Annotated in this window: 15 protein-coding genes; 11 read left to right on the top strand and 4 right to left on the bottom strand. The window is 66.8% G+C overall.

The window, feature by feature from the left end; genetic code table 11:
* Positions 1-59: 59 nt before the first annotated feature.
* Positions 60-824 (bottom strand): PP2C family serine/threonine-protein phosphatase, encoded by a 765-nt coding sequence (locus QPK31_RS11680; protein ID WP_290423102.1) that lies wholly within the window; start codon positions 822-824, stop codon positions 60-62.
* A 171-nt stretch (positions 825-995) separates the two neighbouring features.
* On the opposite strand from QPK31_RS11680, the gene QPK31_RS11675 reads away from it, so the two are divergent.
* Positions 996-1196: a YdcH family protein gene (locus tag QPK31_RS11675; protein WP_056333185.1), complete on the top strand. Its 201-nt coding sequence runs from the start codon at positions 996-998 to the stop codon at positions 1194-1196.
* A 27-nt stretch (positions 1197-1223) separates the two neighbouring features.
* Positions 1224-3263, top strand: coding sequence for an ATP-dependent DNA helicase (locus tag QPK31_RS11670; protein WP_308633762.1), 2040 nt, complete (start codon positions 1224-1226; stop codon positions 3261-3263).
* Positions 3264-3418: 155 nt separating this feature from the next.
* Here QPK31_RS11670 and QPK31_RS11665 read toward each other — a convergent pair whose 3' ends face one another.
* Entirely contained in the window at positions 3419-4393 is a 975-nt protein-coding gene (locus tag QPK31_RS11665; RefSeq protein ID WP_290423101.1) for an NADPH:quinone oxidoreductase family protein, read from the bottom strand.
* A 205-nt stretch (positions 4394-4598) separates the two neighbouring features.
* Here QPK31_RS11665 and QPK31_RS11660 point away from each other — a divergent pair, with 205 nt between their 5' ends.
* From QPK31_RS11660 to rlmD, 7 genes are all read left to right on the top strand, one after another.
* Complete coding sequence (locus QPK31_RS11660) at positions 4599-5207, top strand: toll/interleukin-1 receptor domain-containing protein (RefSeq protein ID WP_290423100.1); 609 nt, start codon at positions 4599-4601, stop codon at positions 5205-5207.
* Positions 5208-5215: 8 nt separating this feature from the next.
* Positions 5216-7954 carry a tetratricopeptide repeat protein gene (locus QPK31_RS11655; protein ID WP_290423099.1) on the top strand — a complete coding sequence of 913 codons (2739 nt, stop codon included), beginning with the start codon at positions 5216-5218 and terminating at the stop codon, positions 7952-7954.
* 160 nt (positions 7955-8114) lie between these two features.
* Positions 8115-8894: a 5'/3'-nucleotidase SurE gene (gene surE, locus QPK31_RS11650; protein WP_290423229.1), complete on the top strand. Its 780-nt coding sequence runs from the start codon at positions 8115-8117 to the stop codon at positions 8892-8894.
* A complete protein-coding gene (locus tag QPK31_RS11645; RefSeq protein WP_290423098.1) occupies positions 8891-9796 on the top strand; it encodes a protein-L-isoaspartate(D-aspartate) O-methyltransferase in 906 nt (301 codons plus the stop codon). Before surE ends, QPK31_RS11645 begins: the two co-directional genes overlap by 4 nt.
* Positions 9797-9830: 34 nt before the next feature.
* Complete coding sequence (locus tag QPK31_RS11640) at positions 9831-10769, top strand: peptidoglycan DD-metalloendopeptidase family protein (protein WP_290423097.1); 939 nt, start codon at positions 9831-9833, stop codon at positions 10767-10769.
* A gap of 9 nt (positions 10770-10778) precedes the next feature.
* On the top strand, positions 10779-11819 hold the full coding sequence (gene rpoS, locus QPK31_RS11635) for an RNA polymerase sigma factor RpoS (protein WP_290423096.1): 1041 nt from the start codon (positions 10779-10781) through the stop codon (positions 11817-11819).
* A 162-nt stretch (positions 11820-11981) separates the two neighbouring features.
* The gene (gene rlmD, locus QPK31_RS11630) at positions 11982-13325 is read left to right on the top strand and encodes a 23S rRNA (uracil(1939)-C(5))-methyltransferase RlmD (protein WP_290423095.1); all 1344 of its coding nucleotides are present in this window, start codon (positions 11982-11984) and stop codon (positions 13323-13325) included.
* A 135-nt stretch (positions 13326-13460) separates the two neighbouring features.
* Here the strand turns inward: rlmD and QPK31_RS11625 are convergent, their stop codons facing one another.
* Positions 13461-16103 carry an ATP-binding protein gene (locus tag QPK31_RS11625; protein WP_290423094.1) on the bottom strand — a complete coding sequence of 881 codons (2643 nt, stop codon included), beginning with the start codon at positions 16101-16103 and terminating at the stop codon, positions 13461-13463.
* Between the two features lie 132 nt (positions 16104-16235).
* On the bottom strand, positions 16236-16922 hold the full coding sequence (locus QPK31_RS11620) for a Bax inhibitor-1/YccA family protein (RefSeq protein ID WP_290423093.1): 687 nt from the start codon (positions 16920-16922) through the stop codon (positions 16236-16238).
* Positions 16923-17202: 280 nt separating this feature from the next.
* Between QPK31_RS11620 and ndk the strand changes: the two genes are divergently transcribed.
* Positions 17203-17616, top strand: a complete 414-nt coding sequence (ndk, locus tag QPK31_RS11615) for a nucleoside-diphosphate kinase (protein ID WP_229438683.1) — start codon at positions 17203-17205, stop codon at positions 17614-17616.
* Positions 17617-17703: 87 nt separating this feature from the next.
* Positions 17704-18873: a 23S rRNA (adenine(2503)-C(2))-methyltransferase RlmN gene (gene rlmN, locus QPK31_RS11610; RefSeq protein WP_290423092.1), complete on the top strand. Its 1170-nt coding sequence runs from the start codon at positions 17704-17706 to the stop codon at positions 18871-18873.
* Positions 18874-18888: the final 15 nt, after the last annotated feature.

Raw genomic sequence — 18888 nt, 5'->3', positions numbered from 1 at the left:
ATCATGCGTTTGTGACGCCAACACCATGCCGGCGTCCGCGTGGGCACGGGGTGCCCACCCTACAGGTCCGAGCCCGGCTTCACCAGCTTCACAATCGCCATCGAGCAATTCCCACCTTTGCCCTGCGAGCGCTCGGCGGCCTTGTTGATCAACATCTCCGACGCCTGCCGCGGCGTCGCCCGCACGATCGCCGCACCCAGTTCCGCATCCGTAAAGAAATGCCACAGCCCATCGGTGCACAGCAGGAACTGATCCCCCGCCGCGGCCCCCGTATGCATGCCCACCGTGACAAACGGCTCCTTGCGGCTATTCCCCAGCACATTCAGCAGCAGCTTCGAGCGCCGGTGGTTGCGCGCCGATTCCAGCGGCAGCCGGTCGCTCACCAGGTGCTCGACATACGCCGCATCACCCGTGCGCAGCGCGCATTGCCCGTCCTCGAACCGGTACAGGCGCGAGTCGCCCACGTGCGCCCACACCGCCTCGCCATGCGGCGACAGCAGCAGCCCGACAAAACTGGCATGCGCTTCCTCGCCCGTGGTGACGGCATTCATCTTGATCACCATGTGGGTCTCGTGCACGATGTCGCGCAGCAGCTGGGCCAGGCGCTCGGGATTCGGCCCGTCGCCCGGCTTGAAGCCGTCGAACACCTGGCGCGCCGTGTGCAGCACCTGCTCGGCCCCGGCCACGCCGTTGATGCCGTCGGACAGCACGGCCAGCACATAGCCGGGCGCGCGGGCGCCGTTCAGGATGGCGACCCGGTCGTTCTGCCGCGGACGGTTCCCGATGTGTTGCGCAGTTCCCGCTTCGATCTTGAAGAGATTCATAAACTTTGATGCTTTCCGTGGCTGGACGGCCAATCTTTGTTGGCGGCAACGTCGCTGTAGATTAAACTATGCACCGAGAAGCCTCCGTGTTGCAAGCTTCATCCGGTGCAATACCAGCCTGCAGTCCCGCCGCCGCCCCGCCTGTTGAAAAACCTGTTTGGAACCGCCATCATGACCGATGTCCAAGACATCCAGCGCCGCATTATCGAACTCGACGTGGAACACCGTGATCTCGACGCGGTCATCGCGATGCTGACGGCCGATGGCCACGCGGACCAGTTACAATTGCGCCGCCTCAAAAAGCGTAAACTGCAGCTGAAAGACCATATCACCTTGCTGAAAATGCAACTCGTGCCGGATGTGCCGGCCTGAGGCCTACACTTCCTTGAAAAGCCTGTTTTGACCGATCACCTCCCTGTGCCCGGCGTTGCCGAGTCCGTTGTGCCGTCGTCTTCCGACGCCCCCGACGCGACCGCTCCCGCCGGCAAATACGACGAAGAAATCGACCGCCTGTTCGGCGTCGGCGGCCCGCTCGCGCCCGCCGTCGGCACCTTCAAGCCGCGCCAGTCGCAAACCGAGATGGCGAAAGCCATCGCCGCCGCCATCGATGGCCAGCAGGTGCTCATGGCCGAGGCCGGCACCGGTACCGGCAAGACCTTCGCCTATCTCGTGCCCGCACTGCTGTGGGGCGGCAAGACCATCGTCTCGACCGGGACCAAGAACTTGCAGGATCAATTGTTCCTGCGCGATATCCCGACCATCCGCAAGGCCCTCAAGGCGCCGGTGTCGGTGGCGCTGCTCAAGGGCCGCTCGAACTACCTCTGCCATTTCCACCTGGAGCGCACGCTGCAGAACGGGCGCCTGACCTCGCGCGACGACGTCGGCCACCTGCGCGAGATTTCGCGCTTCATCAAGATGAGCAGTTCCGGCGACAAGGCGGAACTGGCCAAGGTGCCGGAAAACGCCAGCGTCTGGAACCTGGTCACGTCCACGCGCGACACCTGCATGGGTGCCGAATGCCAGTACTACCAGGACTGCTTCGTGATGAAGGCGCGCCGCGAAGCCCAGCAGGCCGACGTAGTCGTGGTCAACCACCACCTGTTCTTCGCCGACGTGGCGCTGAAGGATACCGGCGTGGCCGAACTGCTGCCGTCGGCCAACACCATCATCTTCGACGAAGCGCACCAGTTGCCGGACACTGCGACCCTGTTCTTCGGCCAGTCGGTGTCCACCTCGCAGGTGCTGGAGCTGTGCCGCGACGTGCTGGCCGAAGGCCTGGCGCATGCGCGCGGCCCGGACTGGGCCAAGGTTGTCACCGTGGTCGAAAAGGCCGCGCGCGACCTGCGCCTGACCTTCCCGGAAGGCGGCACCCGTTTGTCGCTGCCGCAGGTGTTGCCGACCTCGGCCTTCTTCCCCGCGCTGGTGAAACTGAAGGAAGAACTCGACGGCCTGATCGACGTGTTGGAGGAGCAGGCCGAACGCGCCGAGACCCTGGAGGCCTGCCGCGTGCGCGCGGTCGAGCTCAAAGCTGCCTACGATGCGTGGAAGGCCGACCCGAAAGCCAAGGGACCGGAAGCCGAGCAGGCCGTGCTCTGGGTCGAGGCCTTCAATTCCTCGCTGCAGCTGCACAAGACACCGCTGTCGATCGCGCCGATCTTCCAGAACCAGCGTGAAGGCAACCCGCGCAGTTGGATCTTCACCTCGGCGACGCTGGCAGTGAAGAACGACTTCAAGCACTTCTCCGACCAGATGGGCCTGACCGGCGAACCGGCACGCACCTGGCCGAGCCCGTTCAACTACGGCGAGCAGGGCGTGCTGTATGTGCCGACTGGGTTACCGGAACCGAACTCGATGGGTTATACCGATGCCGTGGTCGACCACGCGCTGCCGGTGATCGAGGCGGCGGGCGGGCGCACCTTCTTCCTGTGCACCACGATACGCGCGGTGAACCGCGTGGCCGAGCGCCTGCGCACCGAGTTCGCCGAGCGCGGGCTGGATTTCCCGCTGTTCGTGCAGGGCGAGCGCGGGCGCACCGAGTTGCTCGATTCCTTCCGCAATGCCGGGAATGCGGTGCTGGTGGGGAGCCAGAGTTTCTGGGAAGGCGTGGACGTGCGCGGCGACGCGCTGTCGCTGGTCATCATCGACAAGCTGCCGTTCGCCCCGCCGGACGACCCGGTGCTGGCGGCGCGCATCGAGGTGATGGAAAAGCAGGGGCTGAACGGCTTCATGCACCACCAGTTGCCGGAAGCGATCATCACGCTGAAGCAGGGCGCCGGGCGCCTGATCCGCGACGTCGAGGACCGCGGCGTGCTGATGATTTGCGACCCGCGCCTGATCAGCAAGCCGTATGGGCGGCGCATCTGGCAAAGCCTGCCGCCGTTCAAGCGCACGCGGGTGCAGGAAGATGTGATTCAGTTCTTCAAGCCGGACGCGGAATGATCGCCCCCATCGGGCGGCCGCACGAACCGCGCCGTTGACATGTAGGGTGGACGGCTTTCGCCGTCCACGCGTTCAATGAACCGGTAAATATCGAACCGTCCGATTACGCGCGGACCGGTTGAACGCGTGGACGGCACAGCCGTCCACCCTACCAATTACGGCACGATCACGACCTTGCCGGTCACCTTGCGGTCGGCCATGTCGTTCAATGCCTGCGCCGTCTCCGCCAGCGCATAGCGCTGCGACACCAGCGGCTTGAGCTTGCCCTCGGCCATCCACCCCAGCATCTGGCGCATCGCGGCCACGTTCGCCTTCGGCTCGCGCCTTGCAAACTCGCCCCAGAACACGCCGACCACCGAGGCGCCCTTCAACAGCATCAGATTCCACGGCAGCTTCGGAATCTCGCCCGCCGCGAAGCCGATCACCAGGTGCCGCCCGCGCCAGGCGATCGAGCGCAGCGCCGGTTCGGTGTACGGACCACCGACCGGATCGTAGATCACGTCCGGCCCCTTGCCGCCGGTGGCCGCCTTCAGCGCCTCGCGCAGGTCTTCCTTCGCATAATCGATCAGCACGTCGGCCCCATGCGCGCGGCAGACTTCCAGCTTTTCCGCGCTCGATGCCGCCGCGATCACGCGCGCACCCAGCGCCTTGCCGATCTCGATGGCCGCCAGGCCGACGCCGCCGGCCGCGCCCAGCACCAGCATGGTTTCGCCGGCCTTCAGCTGCGCGCGGTCGACCACCGCGTGGTGCGAGGTGCCGTAGGTGAGGGTGATCGCCGCGGCGATGTCGAAGTCCATGTCGGGCGGCATCGGCATCAGGACATCGGCCGGCGCGCGTACCTGCTCGGCAAAGGCGCCGCTGCGGGCGAAACCGATCACCTTGTCGCCGGCCTTGAAGTGGTCCACGCCTTCGCCCACCGCGCGCACGGTGCCGGCGAACTCGTTACCCGGCGTGAAAGGCAGCTCGGGACGGTACTGGTACTTGCCCTGCACGGTCAGCACGTCGGGGAAGTTGACCCCGGCCGCGCGCACCTCGACCACGACTTCGCCGGCTTGCGGCACGAGGTCGGGCAGGTCTTGCAGCTCCAGGCTGTCGGGCGGGCCCCAGTCCTTGCATACGATCGCTTTCATTGCATCTCCTGTTGTTGTGTTGGTGGTCGCGAATCGCTTCGATTATGCCTCAGTCGCGCGCGATGTGTTCCGCCTGGCATCGTCGTGTCCGGCACGGCCTCGGGAGGCTCCGGCGGGTTTGTTCGCACGCAAAGTGACGAGGGTGTGCGGCGCTAGAGTGGTGGATGCGCGTGCGCGCCGCGGACGTATTGAACAGGGGAATCGAATGGCAATCCGGTACGGCTGCTTCTTCAGCTACGCCCATGGGCGGCACGCCCTGATGCAGCATTTCAAGGCCGCGCTGGTCGATGCGCTGCAATGCTATCTCGAACCGTATTTCGACAACGAAGAAGAACTCTTCGTCGACACCGAACAGCTCGGCGGCGGCGACGACCTCGACGGCAGGATCGCGCGCGCCATGTGCGAAAGCGTGTGCATGATCCTCATCTACACGCCCAAGTACGAGGCGCACGCCTATACGCGCCGCGAATACGCGGCCATGCGCCTGATCGAGGCCGAGCGCAGCGCCTGGTACACGCTGCCCAGCCACCTGATCATCCCCGTCATCATGACCCAGCACCCGGACCGGCTGCCGCCGCAGATCGCGTCGTCCAGCTTCTACGTCGATTTCTCGCACTTCACCATGGCGACCGCCGACCTGAAATCGAATCCCGATTTCCTTCCCGACATCAACAAGATGGTCAAGCGCATCGCCACCCATTACCAGTACCAGAAACGCCATACGCCGGCTGGTCATGATTGCAACCAATTCGTGCTCCCCGATGTCCCACCCGAGTGGCGCGCCATCCCGGATCTCACTTTCCCCAAAAAATGAGGAGCTACATGGAAATCAACCGCCTTACGCTGCCGCCGATACCCAGGCCCGGCGAAGTCACCACCTTCTACTCCTTCGAGCATGGCGCCGCGCGCAGCATCGCGCTGGCCCACGCCGCCGTGCAACTGGCGGCCGGGCAGAACGCCACGGTGCCGGTGCTGATGATCGACTGGGATACCGAGGCGCCCGGCCTGCACCATTATTTCCCGACACGCGACGAACGCTTCGAGGACCCGCGGCCCGACTTCCGCCCCGATGCGCGTGCCACCGCCCGTGCCGCCGCGGCGCGGCCCGGCCTGCTTGAATACTTCGAGGCCTGCGGCGAACAACTGCAGCAACTGCAGCAGCTGCAATCGCTGGGCCGCGCCGGCGCCGACCTCGACCACGAGGAACGCGCGCGCCTGGTGCTCGAGGCCATCGACTGGGAAGCCCATCTCGAACGCGTCGACCAGAGCCGCTCGCTCTACCTGATGCGCGCCGGCCGCTTCGACGACAGCTACGGCGAGCGCGCCGACCGCATGGACTGGGACGGCCTGTTCACTGCCTGCCCGGCCCTGTACCGCGCCTTTGCCGCCCACCTGGCGCGCCACTTCCGCCACGTGCTGATCGATGCGCGCTGCGGACGCTCGGCGGCGGTGAGCGTCTGCACCACGCTGCTGCCGGACCGCCTGGTCGGCCTGTTCACGCCGGGCGGGCGCAGCCTCGACGGACTGGGCGGAGTCGTCACGCGCGCCGTCGAATACCGCTGCAGCCACGAAGACGAGCAGCGCCCGCTGCTGGTGTATCCGCTGCCCTGCGGGCTCGAAGGCGCCGACCCCGAACGCCGCGCGCTGTGGCGGCGCGGCGACCCGCAGCGCGGCATTCCCGGCTACCAGCCGGCGCTGGAACAGCTGCTGCGCAACTGCTACGGCCTGTCCCAGCTCTCGCTCGACAGCTACCTCGACGAGGTGCCGCTCCTGGCCTGCGGCGCACCGGGCGAACTGCTGGGCGCCTCCGCCATGCGCGACGCCGATTGCCATGCGCCGGCGCGCAGCCTGGCCGCCTTGCTGGGCTGGCTGGACCAGGGGCGCTTCCCCTGGCAATCGCGCGCCGAACTCGACTTGCTCGACGCGATCGCCGCCAGCCGCGCGGCGCTGGCCGCCGGCGGGCAGGGCGCCGGCATGCTCGACCCGAACGCGGCGCCGCTGGCGCGCGACCTGCTGCGACTGGGCGAACTGCAGCGCGCGCAAGGGCGCTCGGCCCAGGCCCAGGACAGCTTCGAAGAAAGCACCGCCCTGCGCCAGCGCCTGTTCGGCGACAGCCATCCCGATACCCGCGCCAGCCGCTCGGCGCTGGCGGCGCTGCTGCGCGACAGCGGACGGCTGCGCGATGCCCGCGCGCAGTACGAGCTGTTGCTCGAACATTGCCTGCTCGGCGCCGGCGAAGAACACGCCGAGACCCTGGCCGCGCGCTCGGGCCTGGCCGCCACCCTGGCGCAGGTGGAGGAATTCCCGCGCGCGCTGGCGCTGCACGAATCCGTGGTCGAAGCCTGCGAACGGCTCTACGGCCCCGGCCACATCGCCACCCTCGACGCCCTGGCGGGGCAGGCGCGCACGCTGGCGCGCCAGGGCGAATATTCGCGCGCGCGCATGGTCTACGAACGGGTGCTGGAAGGGCGCCAGCGCATCCTCGGCACCGAGCACGAAGACACGCTGCGCTGCACCCAGCTGCTGGCGACCCTGCTGCGCGACATGGGCGACCTCGGCAACGCACGCAAGCTGCAGGAAGGGGTGCTCAGGGTACGCGAACGCCAGTCCGGGCCGGATGCCGCCGCCACCCTGCAGGCGCGCGAGGCGCTGGCCGAGATCTTTGCCGCCCAGGGCGACCTGGGCGCGGTGCGCGAGATGCAGCAGTCGCTGGCCACGGCGCGCGAACGGCGCCTCGGCTCCGAGCACCCGGACACCCTGAGCATCCTGCTGCGCCTGGCCTCGACGCTCTCGGAGCAGGGCGAACTCGAGGAAGCGCGGCGCCTGCAGCAGCACGTGGTCAGCCTGCACGAGCGCCTGCGCGGCATGGACGACCACGAAACCCTGCGCAGCAAGCAGATGCTGGCCCGGACCCTGTCGAGCCAGGGCCACAGCCAGGCTGCGCGCCGGCTGGAGGCCAGCGTGGAAGAGGGCAGTAGCCGCCTGCTGAATATCCGCGCCATGTCCGCCGGGCCGCACGATGCGCCCGGCCTGGCGCCGGCCGGCGCGGCCGGCGCCCTTGTGCCCGGGCGCGGCGCGGGAATGGCAGGGGGTGCGACGGCGCGCGCCGGCGGTACGGCGGCCTCCGGCGGTGTGGCCGATATGGCGCCACGCGCCGCGCCCGCCCGCAGTGCCGGACGCGACGGCAGCCGCGATGGTCCGCGCGACGGCAGCCGCGATGGCGCACGCGACAGCGCGCACGAGGGCCGGCGCGACGGCTTGCGCGATGCCTCGCCCGCCGCGCCGCACGACCTGCTCGAACACAAATTGTCTCAATTGCAAAAGCTGGTCGATGCACGCCGCGGACAGGAAGCCCGCGCCCTGGCCGACAGCCTGCGCGAAACCATCCTGCGCCCGCACGTGGCACAGGCGCTGCGGCGGCGCGGGGTGGCCCTGATCAAGCAGGTCTACCTCGACGATGGCGACAAGGATGCCTTGCTCGCCTTTACCGAAGACGAAGTCGCCTCGCTCGAAGGCGCGCTGATCGAGGCGGCGGGAGGGCGGCCCGTGGCCCTGCGTTAGCAACATTGCCGGGCTTACAAACCGGCGCGCGCTGCCGCCGCGTGGGGGACGTGCACGCCGCAGGAAGCGTCGTTCCACGACAACGGCGCTTCCCTGCGGCGGCCAGAATTTATGTACTGACGGTGCGCGATACCGCAGTTGCTTCAGGTAAAATCGCGTGATGCGAATTCTTATCAGTAACGACGACGGCTACCTCGCCCCTGGTATTAACGCCCTGGCCGACGCCCTCGCGGCGATCGCCGAGATCATTGTTGTCGCGCCCGACAGCAACCGCTCCGGTGCGTCCAACTCGCTTTCGCTCGACCGGCCGCTGTCCGTCACCAAGGCGGCCAACGGTTTCTATTTTGTTAACGGCACGCCGACCGACTGCGTCCACATCGCCCTGACCGGGATGCAGGAAGCGCCGCCCGACCTGGTGGTGTCCGGTATCAACAACGGCCAGAACATGGGTGACGACACCCTGTATTCGGGCACCGTCGCCGCCGCCACCGAAGCTTTCCTGTTCGGTATCCCGGCGATCGCGTTTTCCCAGGTCCATGCGGGCTGGGCCCACATCGATTCCGCCGCCCGCGCCGCGCGCGACGTGGTGCTGCGCCGCTTCGAGATGCTGCCGGCGCCGTTCCTGCTGAACGTGAACATCCCGAACCTGCCTTACGAGCAGCTCGGGCCGCTGACCCCGACCCGGCTCGGGCGCCGCCACCAGGCCGAGCCCGTGATCCGCTCGCAAGACCCGCGCGGACGCGAAATCTTCTGGATCGGCGCCCCCGGCGCCTGCCGCGATGCCGGCGAAGGCACGGATTTCCATGCCACGGCCCAGGGGAAGATCTCGGTCACGCCGCTGCAGATCGACCTGACCCACCGGCCCCAGCTCGAACTCCTGGCGAATGCGCTGGGCAATCCAAGGGCAAACGATAGCGAACCTGACAAGGGACAGGCATGACAGACCGGCCCGGCGCCCCGGAGGGCAAACGCTTTCCCCTGCCGCTGTCCTCGGTAACCGGGGGCGCGCGCAAACCCGGCACGCCGGCCCCGGTGGCCACGCCCCAGACCGCCACCCAGAACGCCGCGCGCGCCGTCGGCGCCGCCGCCCAGCCGCCGAAGGCGCCCGCGCCCGGTCCGCGCGCGCCCGGCTATGCCGCGCCCAGCACGCAAAGCGCGCCCGCCGCCCAGCGCTCCGACCTGATGGCCACCGAGGCGATCCGCCGCGCCATGGTGGCGCGGGTGGCCGGGCAGGGCGTCAAGGACCCGGCCGTGCTGGCCGCCCTGGAAGCGGTGCCGCGCCACCTGTTCATCGAGCCGGCCCTGTCCAGCCAGGCGTATATCGACGCCTCGCTGCCCATCGGGCACCATCAAACGATTTCCCAACCCTATATTGTTGCGCGTATGATTGAGGCCATGCGCGAAACATTGCGCGACAGCAAGGCCGGGAATGGGGTTACACTTGGGCGCGTGCTCGAAATCGGCACCGGTTGCGGCTACCAGGCCGCGGTGCTGGCACGCGTGGCACAGGAAGTCTATTCGATCGAACGCATCAAGCCGCTGCATGAACTGGCCAAGGCCAACCTGCGGCCCTTGCGCATATCCAATCTCCGCTTGCATTACGGAGATGGTATGCTCGGGCTCGCGCAGGTGGCGCCCTTCGATGGGATCATCCTGGCGGCAGCGGGCCTGGAAGTGCCGCGCGCACTGCTTGAGCAGCTTGCCATCGGCGCACGCCTGGTGGCCCCGGTTGGGGGCCAGGTGCAGCGCCTGGAGCGGATCACCCGCATCGGCAAGTCCGAATGGACCAGCGAGACGCTGGAATCCTGCCATTTCGTCCCCTTGCGTCCCGGCACCGCTTGAGCGCTGCCCAGTCTGTAATAGGTATTAGAAAAGAATGAAACAACGATCCCGTACTCGTAACCAATTCGTATTGCTGACCCTCATGCTCGGCCTGCTGGCCGGCTGCAACACCGCTACCCGCCGCGCTCCCGTCGTCGAGCGTCCCGTGTCCCAGGTCCCGGCCCACACCCGTCCGGCGCCGCCGGCGCGTGCCGAGGAGCCGCGCCAGGACACCCGCGGCACCTATACCGTGCGCCGTGGCGACACCCTGCTGCGCATCGCCCTCGACCATGGCCAGAGCTATCGCGACCTGGTAACCTGGAACAACCTGGCCGATCCCGACGACATCAAGGTCGGCCAGGTGCTGCGCGTGAATCCGCCCGGCGGCGAGCGCGTGGCCGGCAACGTCGTCACCCAGCCGGTGCCGATGCCGCCGGAAAGCCGTCCGCAGGCGCCGCGCAAGACCACCCCGCGCGCCGACAAGAAGCCGTACAGCGAAGACAACGTGGCCGACGCCCAGCGCGGCGACAAGGCCGAGAACGTGGTCAACGCGGGCGCCGGCCCGGCGCCGGCCGCACCCGTGACCGGTTCGCGCGTCGGCGCCACCGTCACCGCCACCGACGACGAGAAGCTGAGCTGGATGTGGCCGTCGGACGGGCGCATCATCGCCACCTTCGACGAAGGCAAGAACAAGGGCATCGACATCGCCGGGCGCGCCGGCCAGCAAGTCATGGCTGCCGGCGCCGGCAAAGTAATGTACGCTGGCAGTGGCATCCGGGGTTATGGTAACCTCGTCATCGTCAAACACAGCAGCAGCTTGCTTTCGGCCTACGCCCACAACCGCGCGATCGTCGTCAAGGAAGGCGACAACGTGGCCAAGGGGCAGGTGATCGCCGAGATGGGCGATTCCGACGCCGATACCGTCAAGCTGCACTTCGAGATTCGCCAGCAGGGCAAACCGGTCGACCCGTCGAGGTTCCTGCCCAGCCGCTAGAGAGGGCCAATGACGCTGCCGCCGCACTCCCAGGATCACGACGCATCGGACGATCTGCCTGACGAGCTGGAGGGCGACGGCGCGTCCTCCCGATTCCACGGCGACGCCCCGGAAGAGGCGGCCGCCGATGGCGCCGATGGCGCCGCCGGGCTTCCCGGCGCCAGCGCCGAGCCCGACAGCGTCGACGAACTCAAGACGGTACTGGCCGCCGAACTCTCCACCGACACCACCCAGCATTACCTGAACCAGATCGGCACGCGGCCGCTGTTGTCGGCCCAGCAGGAGGCGTACTTCGCCACCCTGGCCAAGGCGGGCGACTTCTGCGCGCGCCAGAAAATGATCGAACACAACCTGCGGCTGGTGGTGTCGATCGCCAAGCACTACATCAACCGCGGCGTGGTGCTGCTCGACCTGATCGAGGAGGGCAACATCGGCCTGATGCGCGCCATCGACAAGTTCGAGCCCGAGCGCGGCTTCCGCTTCTCCACCTACGCCACCTGGTGGATCCGCCAGAGCATCGAGCGCGCCATCATGAACCAGGCGCGCACCGTGCGGCTGCCGGTGCACATGGTGCGCGAACTGAACGCCGTGCTGCGTGCCAAGTACCACCTCGAGGCCCAGCACCACGATGGCAAGGATGCCAGCGTCGAGGACATCGCCAGCCTGGTCGGGCGTCCGGCCGAGGAAGTGCAGGATATCCTCGCCCTGTCGGAACATGCGGCCTCGCTCGATGCGCCGCTCGACAACGATCCGGGGTCCAGTTTGATGGACATGCTGCCGGGGGAGAACGACGACAGCCCGGATGCGCGCGCCGAGCAGCACGAGATGACCGTGCTGGTGCGCGACTGGCTGACGCGGCTGCCCGAGAAGCAAAGGGTGGTCGTGATGCGGCGCTTCGGGCTGGACAACGACGATCCGGCCACGCTCGAGACCCTGGCCGAGGAGATGGGCGTGACGCGCGAAAGGGTGAGGCAGATCCAGCAGGAGGCACTGGTGAAGCTGAAGCGGGCGATGGCGGCACGTGGCGTCGTGCGCGATTCCTTGTTATGATGCGGCGGTTTTGCGCCTGATCTGGTTGTCCATTTTCGTGGCCGCAGGCCGCAGTTGACGTTGGTGGTGCATTGTTTGATCCGCCAACAATGATCATCGTTCCGCGTGGGCACGGAGTGCCCACCGTACGTCCCTCCGATTCGCGTTACCTCATTTTTATCAATGCAAGAAATTTTTATCGATATTAAATCGCTGGACGCGGATGCGCGCGGCGTCGGCCACCTCGAGAACGAGGACGGAACCCCGGGCAAGGTGATCTTCGTCGAAGATGCGCTGCCGGGCGAGCGTGTCAGCTACGAAGTCAAGCGCAAGAAGAAAAACTGGGAAGCGGGCCGCATGGTCACGCTGCAGAAAGCCTCCTCGATGCGCGTCGAGCCGCGCTGCGAGCACTTCGGCTATTGCGGCGGTTGCTCGATGCAGCACCTCGAACCGGGCGCCCAGGTCGCGATCAAGCAGCGCACGCTGGAAGACAACCTCTGGCACCTGTCGAAGGTCAAGGCCGAGAACATCATGCGCCCGATGTACGGCCCGACCTGGGGCTACCGCTTCCGCGCGCGCCTGTCGGTGCGCCACGTCGAGAAGAAGGGCACGGTGCTGGTCGGCTTCCACGAGCGCGCCTCGTCGTATGTCGCCGATATCCGCTACTGCCACATCCTGCCGCCACACCTGGGCGGCATGCTGATGCCGCTGCGGGAACTGGTCGGCTCGCTGTCGATCTACAACCAGATGCCGCAGATCGAAGTGGCCGTCGGCGAGGAAACCACGGCCCTGGTGCTGCGCATCATGGCGCCTTTGTCCGCCAAGGACGAGGAGCTGGTCAAGGCATTCGCGGACGAATGGGGCATCCAGTGGTGGCTGCAGCCGAAGGGGCCGGACACCGTCTACCCGTTCTACCCGCTGGACCGCGAGCTGTACTACACGCTGCCGGAATTCGGCGTGCGCATGCCGTTCAAGCCGACCGACTTTACCCAGGTGAACCACCAGATCAACCGCGCCCTGGTGCACAAGGCCTTGACCCTGCTGGACGTGCAGCCGCAAGACCGCGTGGCTGACCTGTTCTGCGGCCTGGGCAACTTCACGCTGCCGCTGGCGACCCAGGCGCGCGAAGTGGTCGGCATCGAAGGCAGCACCGTGCTGACCACGCGTGCGCTGGAAAACGCCAAGGCCAACGGCCTGGATGCGAAGACCACCTTCTACACGCGCAACCTGTTCGAGGTGACGCCGGACGACCTGGTGCAGCTCGGCCGTTTCGACCGCATGCTGATCGATCCGCCGCGCGACGGCGCGATCGCGCTGGCGCTGGCCCTGGCCGAGCTGCGCGAAAGCGGCCGCACGGATTACCTGCCGCAGCGCATCGTGTATGTGTCGTGCAGCCCGTCGACGCTGGCGCGCGACGCCGGCATCCTGGTGCACCGCGCCGGCTACGTGATGAAGAAGGCGGGCGTGGTCAACATGTTCCCGCATACCTCGCACGTCGAATCGATCGGCGTGTTCGAGCTGGCCTGAAGTCGAAGGCCGCGGCGGGTGACATGGTAGGGTGGGCGCCCCGTGCCCACGCGTAAACGTTGCGCATTGTTGGCCTTCTGTAAAGCTATCACCATGCAAACGTCACGCGTGGGCACAGGGCGCCCACCCTACGTATCAACCGCTGCCTGTCCCAGCGCGCTGCGCCAGTAGCGCAAACAGCTGCACCGGATCGGCCGGCTTGAGCAGATAGGCGTCGAACGCCGACGCGCCCGCCTGCACCGCGTCCGGCTGGCCATAGCCTGTTACCGCCACCAGCAATGCACCGCCCGTGGCAGGCAACGCCCGCAGCCGCCCCGCCAGTGCGTGACCATCCATCCCCGGCAGCCCGATATCGAGCAGGCAGGCGTCGAACGTCGCCGCCTGCGCCCGCCTCAAGGCTTCCTGCGGATCGTGCGCCACCGTTACGCGGTGGCCGGCCGCTTCCAGCAGCATGGCCATGGTATTGGCCGCATCCACATTGTCATCCACCACCAGCACCCGCAAACCGGCGCCGGCGACGCTGTCGATCACGCTGGCGGGCGTGGGCGGCTGCTCGACAGGCGCCGCGATGCGCGGCAGGCGCAGCGTGAACCGGCTGCCGCAATCGCGCCCGGCGCTGGCCGCGGCCACGCTGCCGCCGTGCAGCTCCACCAGGCTTTTCACCAGGGCCAGGCCGAGGCCAAGTCCGCCCTGGGTGCGGTCCGGCGTGCGCTCGGCCTGCGAGAACAAATCGAACACGGTGGGCAGCAGCTCGGCCGCGATGCCGATGCCGTTGTCGGTCACCACCAGCATCACCTGCGCGGCGTCGAGCGTCATCGACAGGCGCAGCTGTCCCCCATCGGGCGTGTACTTGGCGGCGTTGTTCAGCAGGTTCGCCAGCACCTGCACCAGGCGCTTGTGGTCGCCCTCGACACAGGCCGCTTCGGGCGCCAGCTGCAGGACCAGCTCGTGGCGGCGCGCCTCGACCAGCGGGCGCACCTGCTCGGCGGCGTCGGCCACCACCCGCTTCAGGTCGACCGGTGCGCGCTCCAGCACGGCCAGGCCGCGCGTCACGCGCGACACGTCCAGCAAATCGTCGATCAGGCCGGTCATGTGCGCCACCTGGCGCCCGATGATGCCGCTGGTGCGGGCGACGCGGCCGCTGTCCTGCGGGTCGAGGGTGAGCAGCTGGGCCGCGGCCGCGATCGGCGCCAGCGGATTGCGCAGCTCGTGTGCCAGCATCGCCAGGAACTCGTCCTTGCGGCGGTCGGCCGCGCGCAGGGCTTCCTCGGCGCGCACCCGCTCGATGGCGCTCCAGGCGCGCTCGGCGACGTCGCCGATCACGCGCAGTTCGTCTTCGCTCCAGGCGCGCGGCGCCGCCTGGCTGACGAACAGGCAGGCGATCAGGGCGCCGTTGCGGCTGAGCGGCACGGCGACGCCGGCGCGGACGTCGAGCGCGCGGTAGGCTGGCCAGGTTGCCGGGGTGCCGGTGCGCGGATCATGCTCGAGGTCGTCGACGACCCAGGTTTCGCCGCGTTCCAGCGCGGCGAAATTGACGCCGAAAGCGTCGGTATCCAGGCTGCCGCGCAGTGCTTCGACGCCGTCCACGTAGTTGGCCTGGAAGCGCACGCGGCGGCGCTCGGCATCGTATTCGCCATAGACGACGCGGCTGGCTTGCAGGAAGCGGCCGAGCAGGACGCTGGTGTCGCGCAGGATGGCGTCGGCATTGTCGAGGCGGCGCAGCAGGTCGGCCAGGCCGAGCTGGAATTCGAAGATCGCCAGCAGCGAGGACTGGCGCGCCACCGCGTTGCGCAGTTCGCGTGCGCTGTCGGCGCGCTCGATGGCGTTCCAGACCCGTTCGCCGATGTCGGAGGCAAGCTTGCATTCTTCGGCCGTCCAGCGCCGCGCGCTATGGTCGAGCACGTTCAGGCCGGCCAGCAGGCGGCCATTGCGCGCGTGGGGCTGCACCAGCAGCGACACGATGCCGAGCCGTTCGTAGGCCGCCAGGAAAGGCGCGGTGCGCGGATCGGTCCGGACGTCCTCGACCACCAGCGGGCGTCCTGCGCGCAGTTCGGCCATGACCTCGGGGCCGAAGTCGGCATGCCAGGCTTCGCGGCCCACCAGTTCGCCGCTGCCTTGCGGGGTCCAGTGGGCGCGAATGCGGAAACTGCCGCGCGTGTCGTCGTTCACGCCGTGGAAGATGTTCGAGGCGCCCAAGTATTGGCCGAGCGCTTCGTTGGCGACCTCGGCGATCCGGTCGGTATCGAGCAGGCCGCCCAGGCGGTCGGCCAGTTGCAATTGCAGGGCCTGGCGCCGTTCGAGGGCGACCCGGGCCGTGGTTTCGTTGATCACACACAGCGCGCCGCCGATCGCGCCGGTCTCGTCGCGCAGCGGCGAATAGGCGAGGGTGAAGCAGGCTTCGAAGGGCTGGCCGTTGCGCAGGATCGTGCGCGGTACGTCTTCGCCATAGGTCGGGATGCCGGCCGTCGCCTGCTCGACCAGCGGCTGGACGCCGTTCCAGAGTTCCGGCCAGACCGTGCGCAGCGGCGTGCCGAGCGCGGCCGGATGCTTGGCTTCGAGCAGCTCGACATAGGCATCGTTGTAGAGCATCACCAGCTGCGGTCCCCAGGCGATGAAGATGGGGAAGCGCGAGTCGACGATCATCGCGACCGCGCTGCGCAGCACCGGCCCCCAGCCGGCGGGATGGCCGACCGGGCTGCTCGACCAGTCGCGCGCGGCGTAGCCGGCGCGAATGGCGCCGGGACTGGCCAGCAAGTCGTAGGGAAGGTGGGCAGCCATCGAATGTTGCGATTGAAGAAAAGACGATGATACGTTGAAACGCCGATCTGAACCCAAATCAATTGTTTCTAAAGAAGTACAGGCGAAAAAAAACCGGCCCGCAGGCCGGTTCCGGTAAAACCCTTGCCAGGATCAGTCGTCGCCGCCGACGATGCCCAGCAAGCGCAGCAGGTTGGCAAAGACGTTGTACACGTCGAGGTAGATCGCCAGCGTGGCCGTGATGTAGTTGGTTTCGCCGCCGTTGACGATGCGCTGCACGTCATACAGGATGAAGGCCGAGAAGATCGCCACCGCCAGCACCGAGAACACGATGGTCAGCGCCGGGATCTGCAGGAAGATGTTGGCGAAGCCGGCCAGCAGCAGCACGACCACGCCGGCCATCAGCCAGCTACCCATGCCCGAGAAATCGCGCTTGGTGGTGGTGGCGATGCTTGCCATCACGGCCAGCACGCAGGCGGTGCCGCCGAAGGCGGTCATGATCAGGGTGCCGCCGTTGCTGTAGCCCAGGGTGTGGCGCAGCAGCGGGGTCAGCATCAGGCCCATGAAGAAGGTGAAGCCCAGCAGGACGAAGACGCCGACCGCGGAATCCTTGGTCTTCTCGATGGCGAACATGAAGCCGAAGGCAACCGCCAGGAAGATGATGAAGCCCATCGCGCCGCCGAGCATCGGCAGCTGCATGCTCACGCCGACGAAGGCGCCGAGCACGGTCGGGATCATCGACAGGGCCAGCAGCCAGAAGGTGTTGCGCAGGACTTTGTTGCGCGTGACCTGGCCGACCGCCACGTCGTACGCGGGTTGCTTTTGCAGGATAGGGTTCATGTTCATGCCTCCGTTGGTAGGATAATTCGGTGCCAGCATAGCATGCGCATGCCGCGCAGAGTATGGACAGGCCTTGGGTTTAAGTTATTCATAAGTTCCGTACCGCAAGCTACCGGCCTCGCGCTACCGGGTGTTTTTTCGATGCGATTGGGCCATGATCACGCCACTTTTGGCCTCCCGGCCGCATTCTGGGTTATATGGACGCATGTATGGTAAAATCGAAGGTTGATTGAGTTCTCAACTTCTCGATTTAAACCTTTCTTTTTATTGGAGTTTTTACATGGCAATCGAACGCACCCTGTCGATCATCAAACCAGACGCAGTTGCAAAAAACGTGATCGGCCAAATCTACAGCCGCTTCGAAAACGCTGGCCTGAAGATCGTCGCAGCCCGTATGACCCAGCTGTCGCGCGAGCAGGCTGAAGGCTTCTACGCTGCCCACAAGGAGCGCGGCTTCTTCAACGACCTGGTCACCTTCATGGTTTCCGGTCCAGTCATGATCCAGGTTCTGGAAGGCGAGAACGCCGTCCTGGCGCACCGCGACCTGATGGGCGCGACCGATCCGAAGAAAGCTGAAAAAGGCACCATCCGCGCCGATTTCGCCGATTCGATCGATGCCAACGCCGTGCACGGTTCGGACGCTGTCGAAGCCGCACAAGTCGAAATCGCTTACTTCTTCCCAGAACTGAAGTAATCGCTGTCGGCACCAAGCACCGCTCGCCCATGCTTCAGGCCCGGCGAGCGGGGTTCGTTTTATTTTTATACAGTACCCCAGAACACCATGACGACTCTCACCAACCTGCTGGACTTCGATCCCGCGCAACTCGTCGCTTACTGCGCTGAATTGGGTGAGAAGCCGTTCCGCGCAAAGCAGTTGCAACGCTGGATACACCAGTTCGGCGCCAGCAATTTCGACGACATGACGGACCTCGCCAAGTCGCTGCGCGAAAAACTGAAAACCCGCGCCGAGGTGCGCTCGCCCGCCATCATCAGCGACAACACCTCGAGCGACGGCACCCGCAAGTGGCTGGTCGACGTCGGCAACGGCAACGCCGTGGAAACCGTGTTCATCCCGGAAGAAAACCGCGGCACGCTGTGCATCTCCACGCAAGCGGGTTGCGCCGTCAACTGCCGCTTCTGCTCGACCGGCAAGCAGGGCTTCAACCGCAACCTCACGGTCGCCGAGATCATCGGCCAGCTGTGGATGGCCGAGTTCGAGCTGCGCCGCACCAAGGGCATCGAGCCCGGCCCGAAAGGCGAACGCCAGATCACCAACGTGGTCATGATGGGCATGGGCGAGCCGCTGCTGAACTACGAGCCGACCGCCACCGCGCTCAAGCTGATGCTCGACGATAACGCCTACGGCCTGTCGCGCCGCCGCGTGACCCTGTCGACCTCGGGCGTGGTGCCGAACATCGACAAGCTGGCGCAGGACGTGCCGGTGGCCCTGGCGGTGTCGCTGCACGCCTCGAACGACGCCCTGCGCGACATCCTGGTGCCGTTGAACAAGAAGTACCCGCTGCGCGAACTGCTGGCCGCCTGCAAGCGCTACCTGGCATTCGCGCCGCGCGACTTCATCACCTTCGAGTACTGCATGCTCGACAACTTCAACGATTCGGACGAGCATGCGCGCGAACTGATCGCCCTGGTCAACGATCCGGAAGTCGGCGTGAACTGCAAGTTCAACCTGATTCCGTTCAATCCTTTCCCGGAGTCGGGCCTGTTCCGCTCGAAGAACCCGCGCATCAAGGCCTTTGCCGAAGTGCTGATGAACGCCGGCATCGTGACCACCGTGCGCAAGACGCGCGGCGACGACATCGACGCCGCCTGCGGCCAGCTGGCCGGCGAGGTCAAGGACCGTACCCGCGTGGCCGAGCGCATGGAAAAGATGGCCGAGTACCAGAAAAAATTCGGCGCCGACTTCGGCCGCATCGTGGAGATTCCTTCTTGATCGGCGCGCAGGCAG

The sequence above is a fragment of the Massilia sp. YIM B02769 genome, from assembly GCF_030411995.1.
In the GTDB taxonomy this organism is placed as follows: Bacteria; Pseudomonadota; Gammaproteobacteria; order Burkholderiales; family Burkholderiaceae_D; genus Telluria.
The sequence above is the reverse complement of the archived record's forward strand: the minus strand, read 5'-3'. Positions and strand labels throughout refer to the sequence as shown.

Coding starts and splice junctions, on each gene's coding strand:
- QPK31_RS11625 (WP_290423094.1), bottom strand. CDS start 16,103: ATGGCTGCCCACCTTCCCTACGACTTGCTGGCCAGTCCCGGCGCCATT.
- rpoS (WP_290423096.1), top strand. CDS start 10,779: ATGACGCTGCCGCCGCACTCCCAGGATCACGACGCATCGGACGATCTG.
- QPK31_RS11645 (WP_290423098.1), top strand. CDS start 8,891: ATGACAGACCGGCCCGGCGCCCCGGAGGGCAAACGCTTTCCCCTGCCG.
- ndk (WP_229438683.1), top strand. CDS start 17,203: ATGGCAATCGAACGCACCCTGTCGATCATCAAACCAGACGCAGTTGCA.
- QPK31_RS11655 (WP_290423099.1), top strand. CDS start 5,216: ATGGAAATCAACCGCCTTACGCTGCCGCCGATACCCAGGCCCGGCGAA.
- rlmN (WP_290423092.1), top strand. CDS start 17,704: ATGACGACTCTCACCAACCTGCTGGACTTCGATCCCGCGCAACTCGTC.
- QPK31_RS11640 (WP_290423097.1), top strand. CDS start 9,831: ATGAAACAACGATCCCGTACTCGTAACCAATTCGTATTGCTGACCCTC.
- surE (WP_290423229.1), top strand. CDS start 8,115: ATGCGAATTCTTATCAGTAACGACGACGGCTACCTCGCCCCTGGTATT.
- QPK31_RS11620 (WP_290423093.1), bottom strand. CDS start 16,922: ATGAACCCTATCCTGCAAAAGCAACCCGCGTACGACGTGGCGGTCGGC.
- QPK31_RS11680 (WP_290423102.1), bottom strand. CDS start 824: ATGAATCTCTTCAAGATCGAAGCGGGAACTGCGCAACACATCGGGAAC.
- QPK31_RS11665 (WP_290423101.1), bottom strand. CDS start 4,393: ATGAAAGCGATCGTATGCAAGGACTGGGGCCCGCCCGACAGCCTGGAG.
- rlmD (WP_290423095.1), top strand. CDS start 11,982: ATGCAAGAAATTTTTATCGATATTAAATCGCTGGACGCGGATGCGCGC.
- QPK31_RS11660 (WP_290423100.1), top strand. CDS start 4,599: ATGGCAATCCGGTACGGCTGCTTCTTCAGCTACGCCCATGGGCGGCAC.
- QPK31_RS11675 (WP_056333185.1), top strand. CDS start 996: ATGACCGATGTCCAAGACATCCAGCGCCGCATTATCGAACTCGACGTG.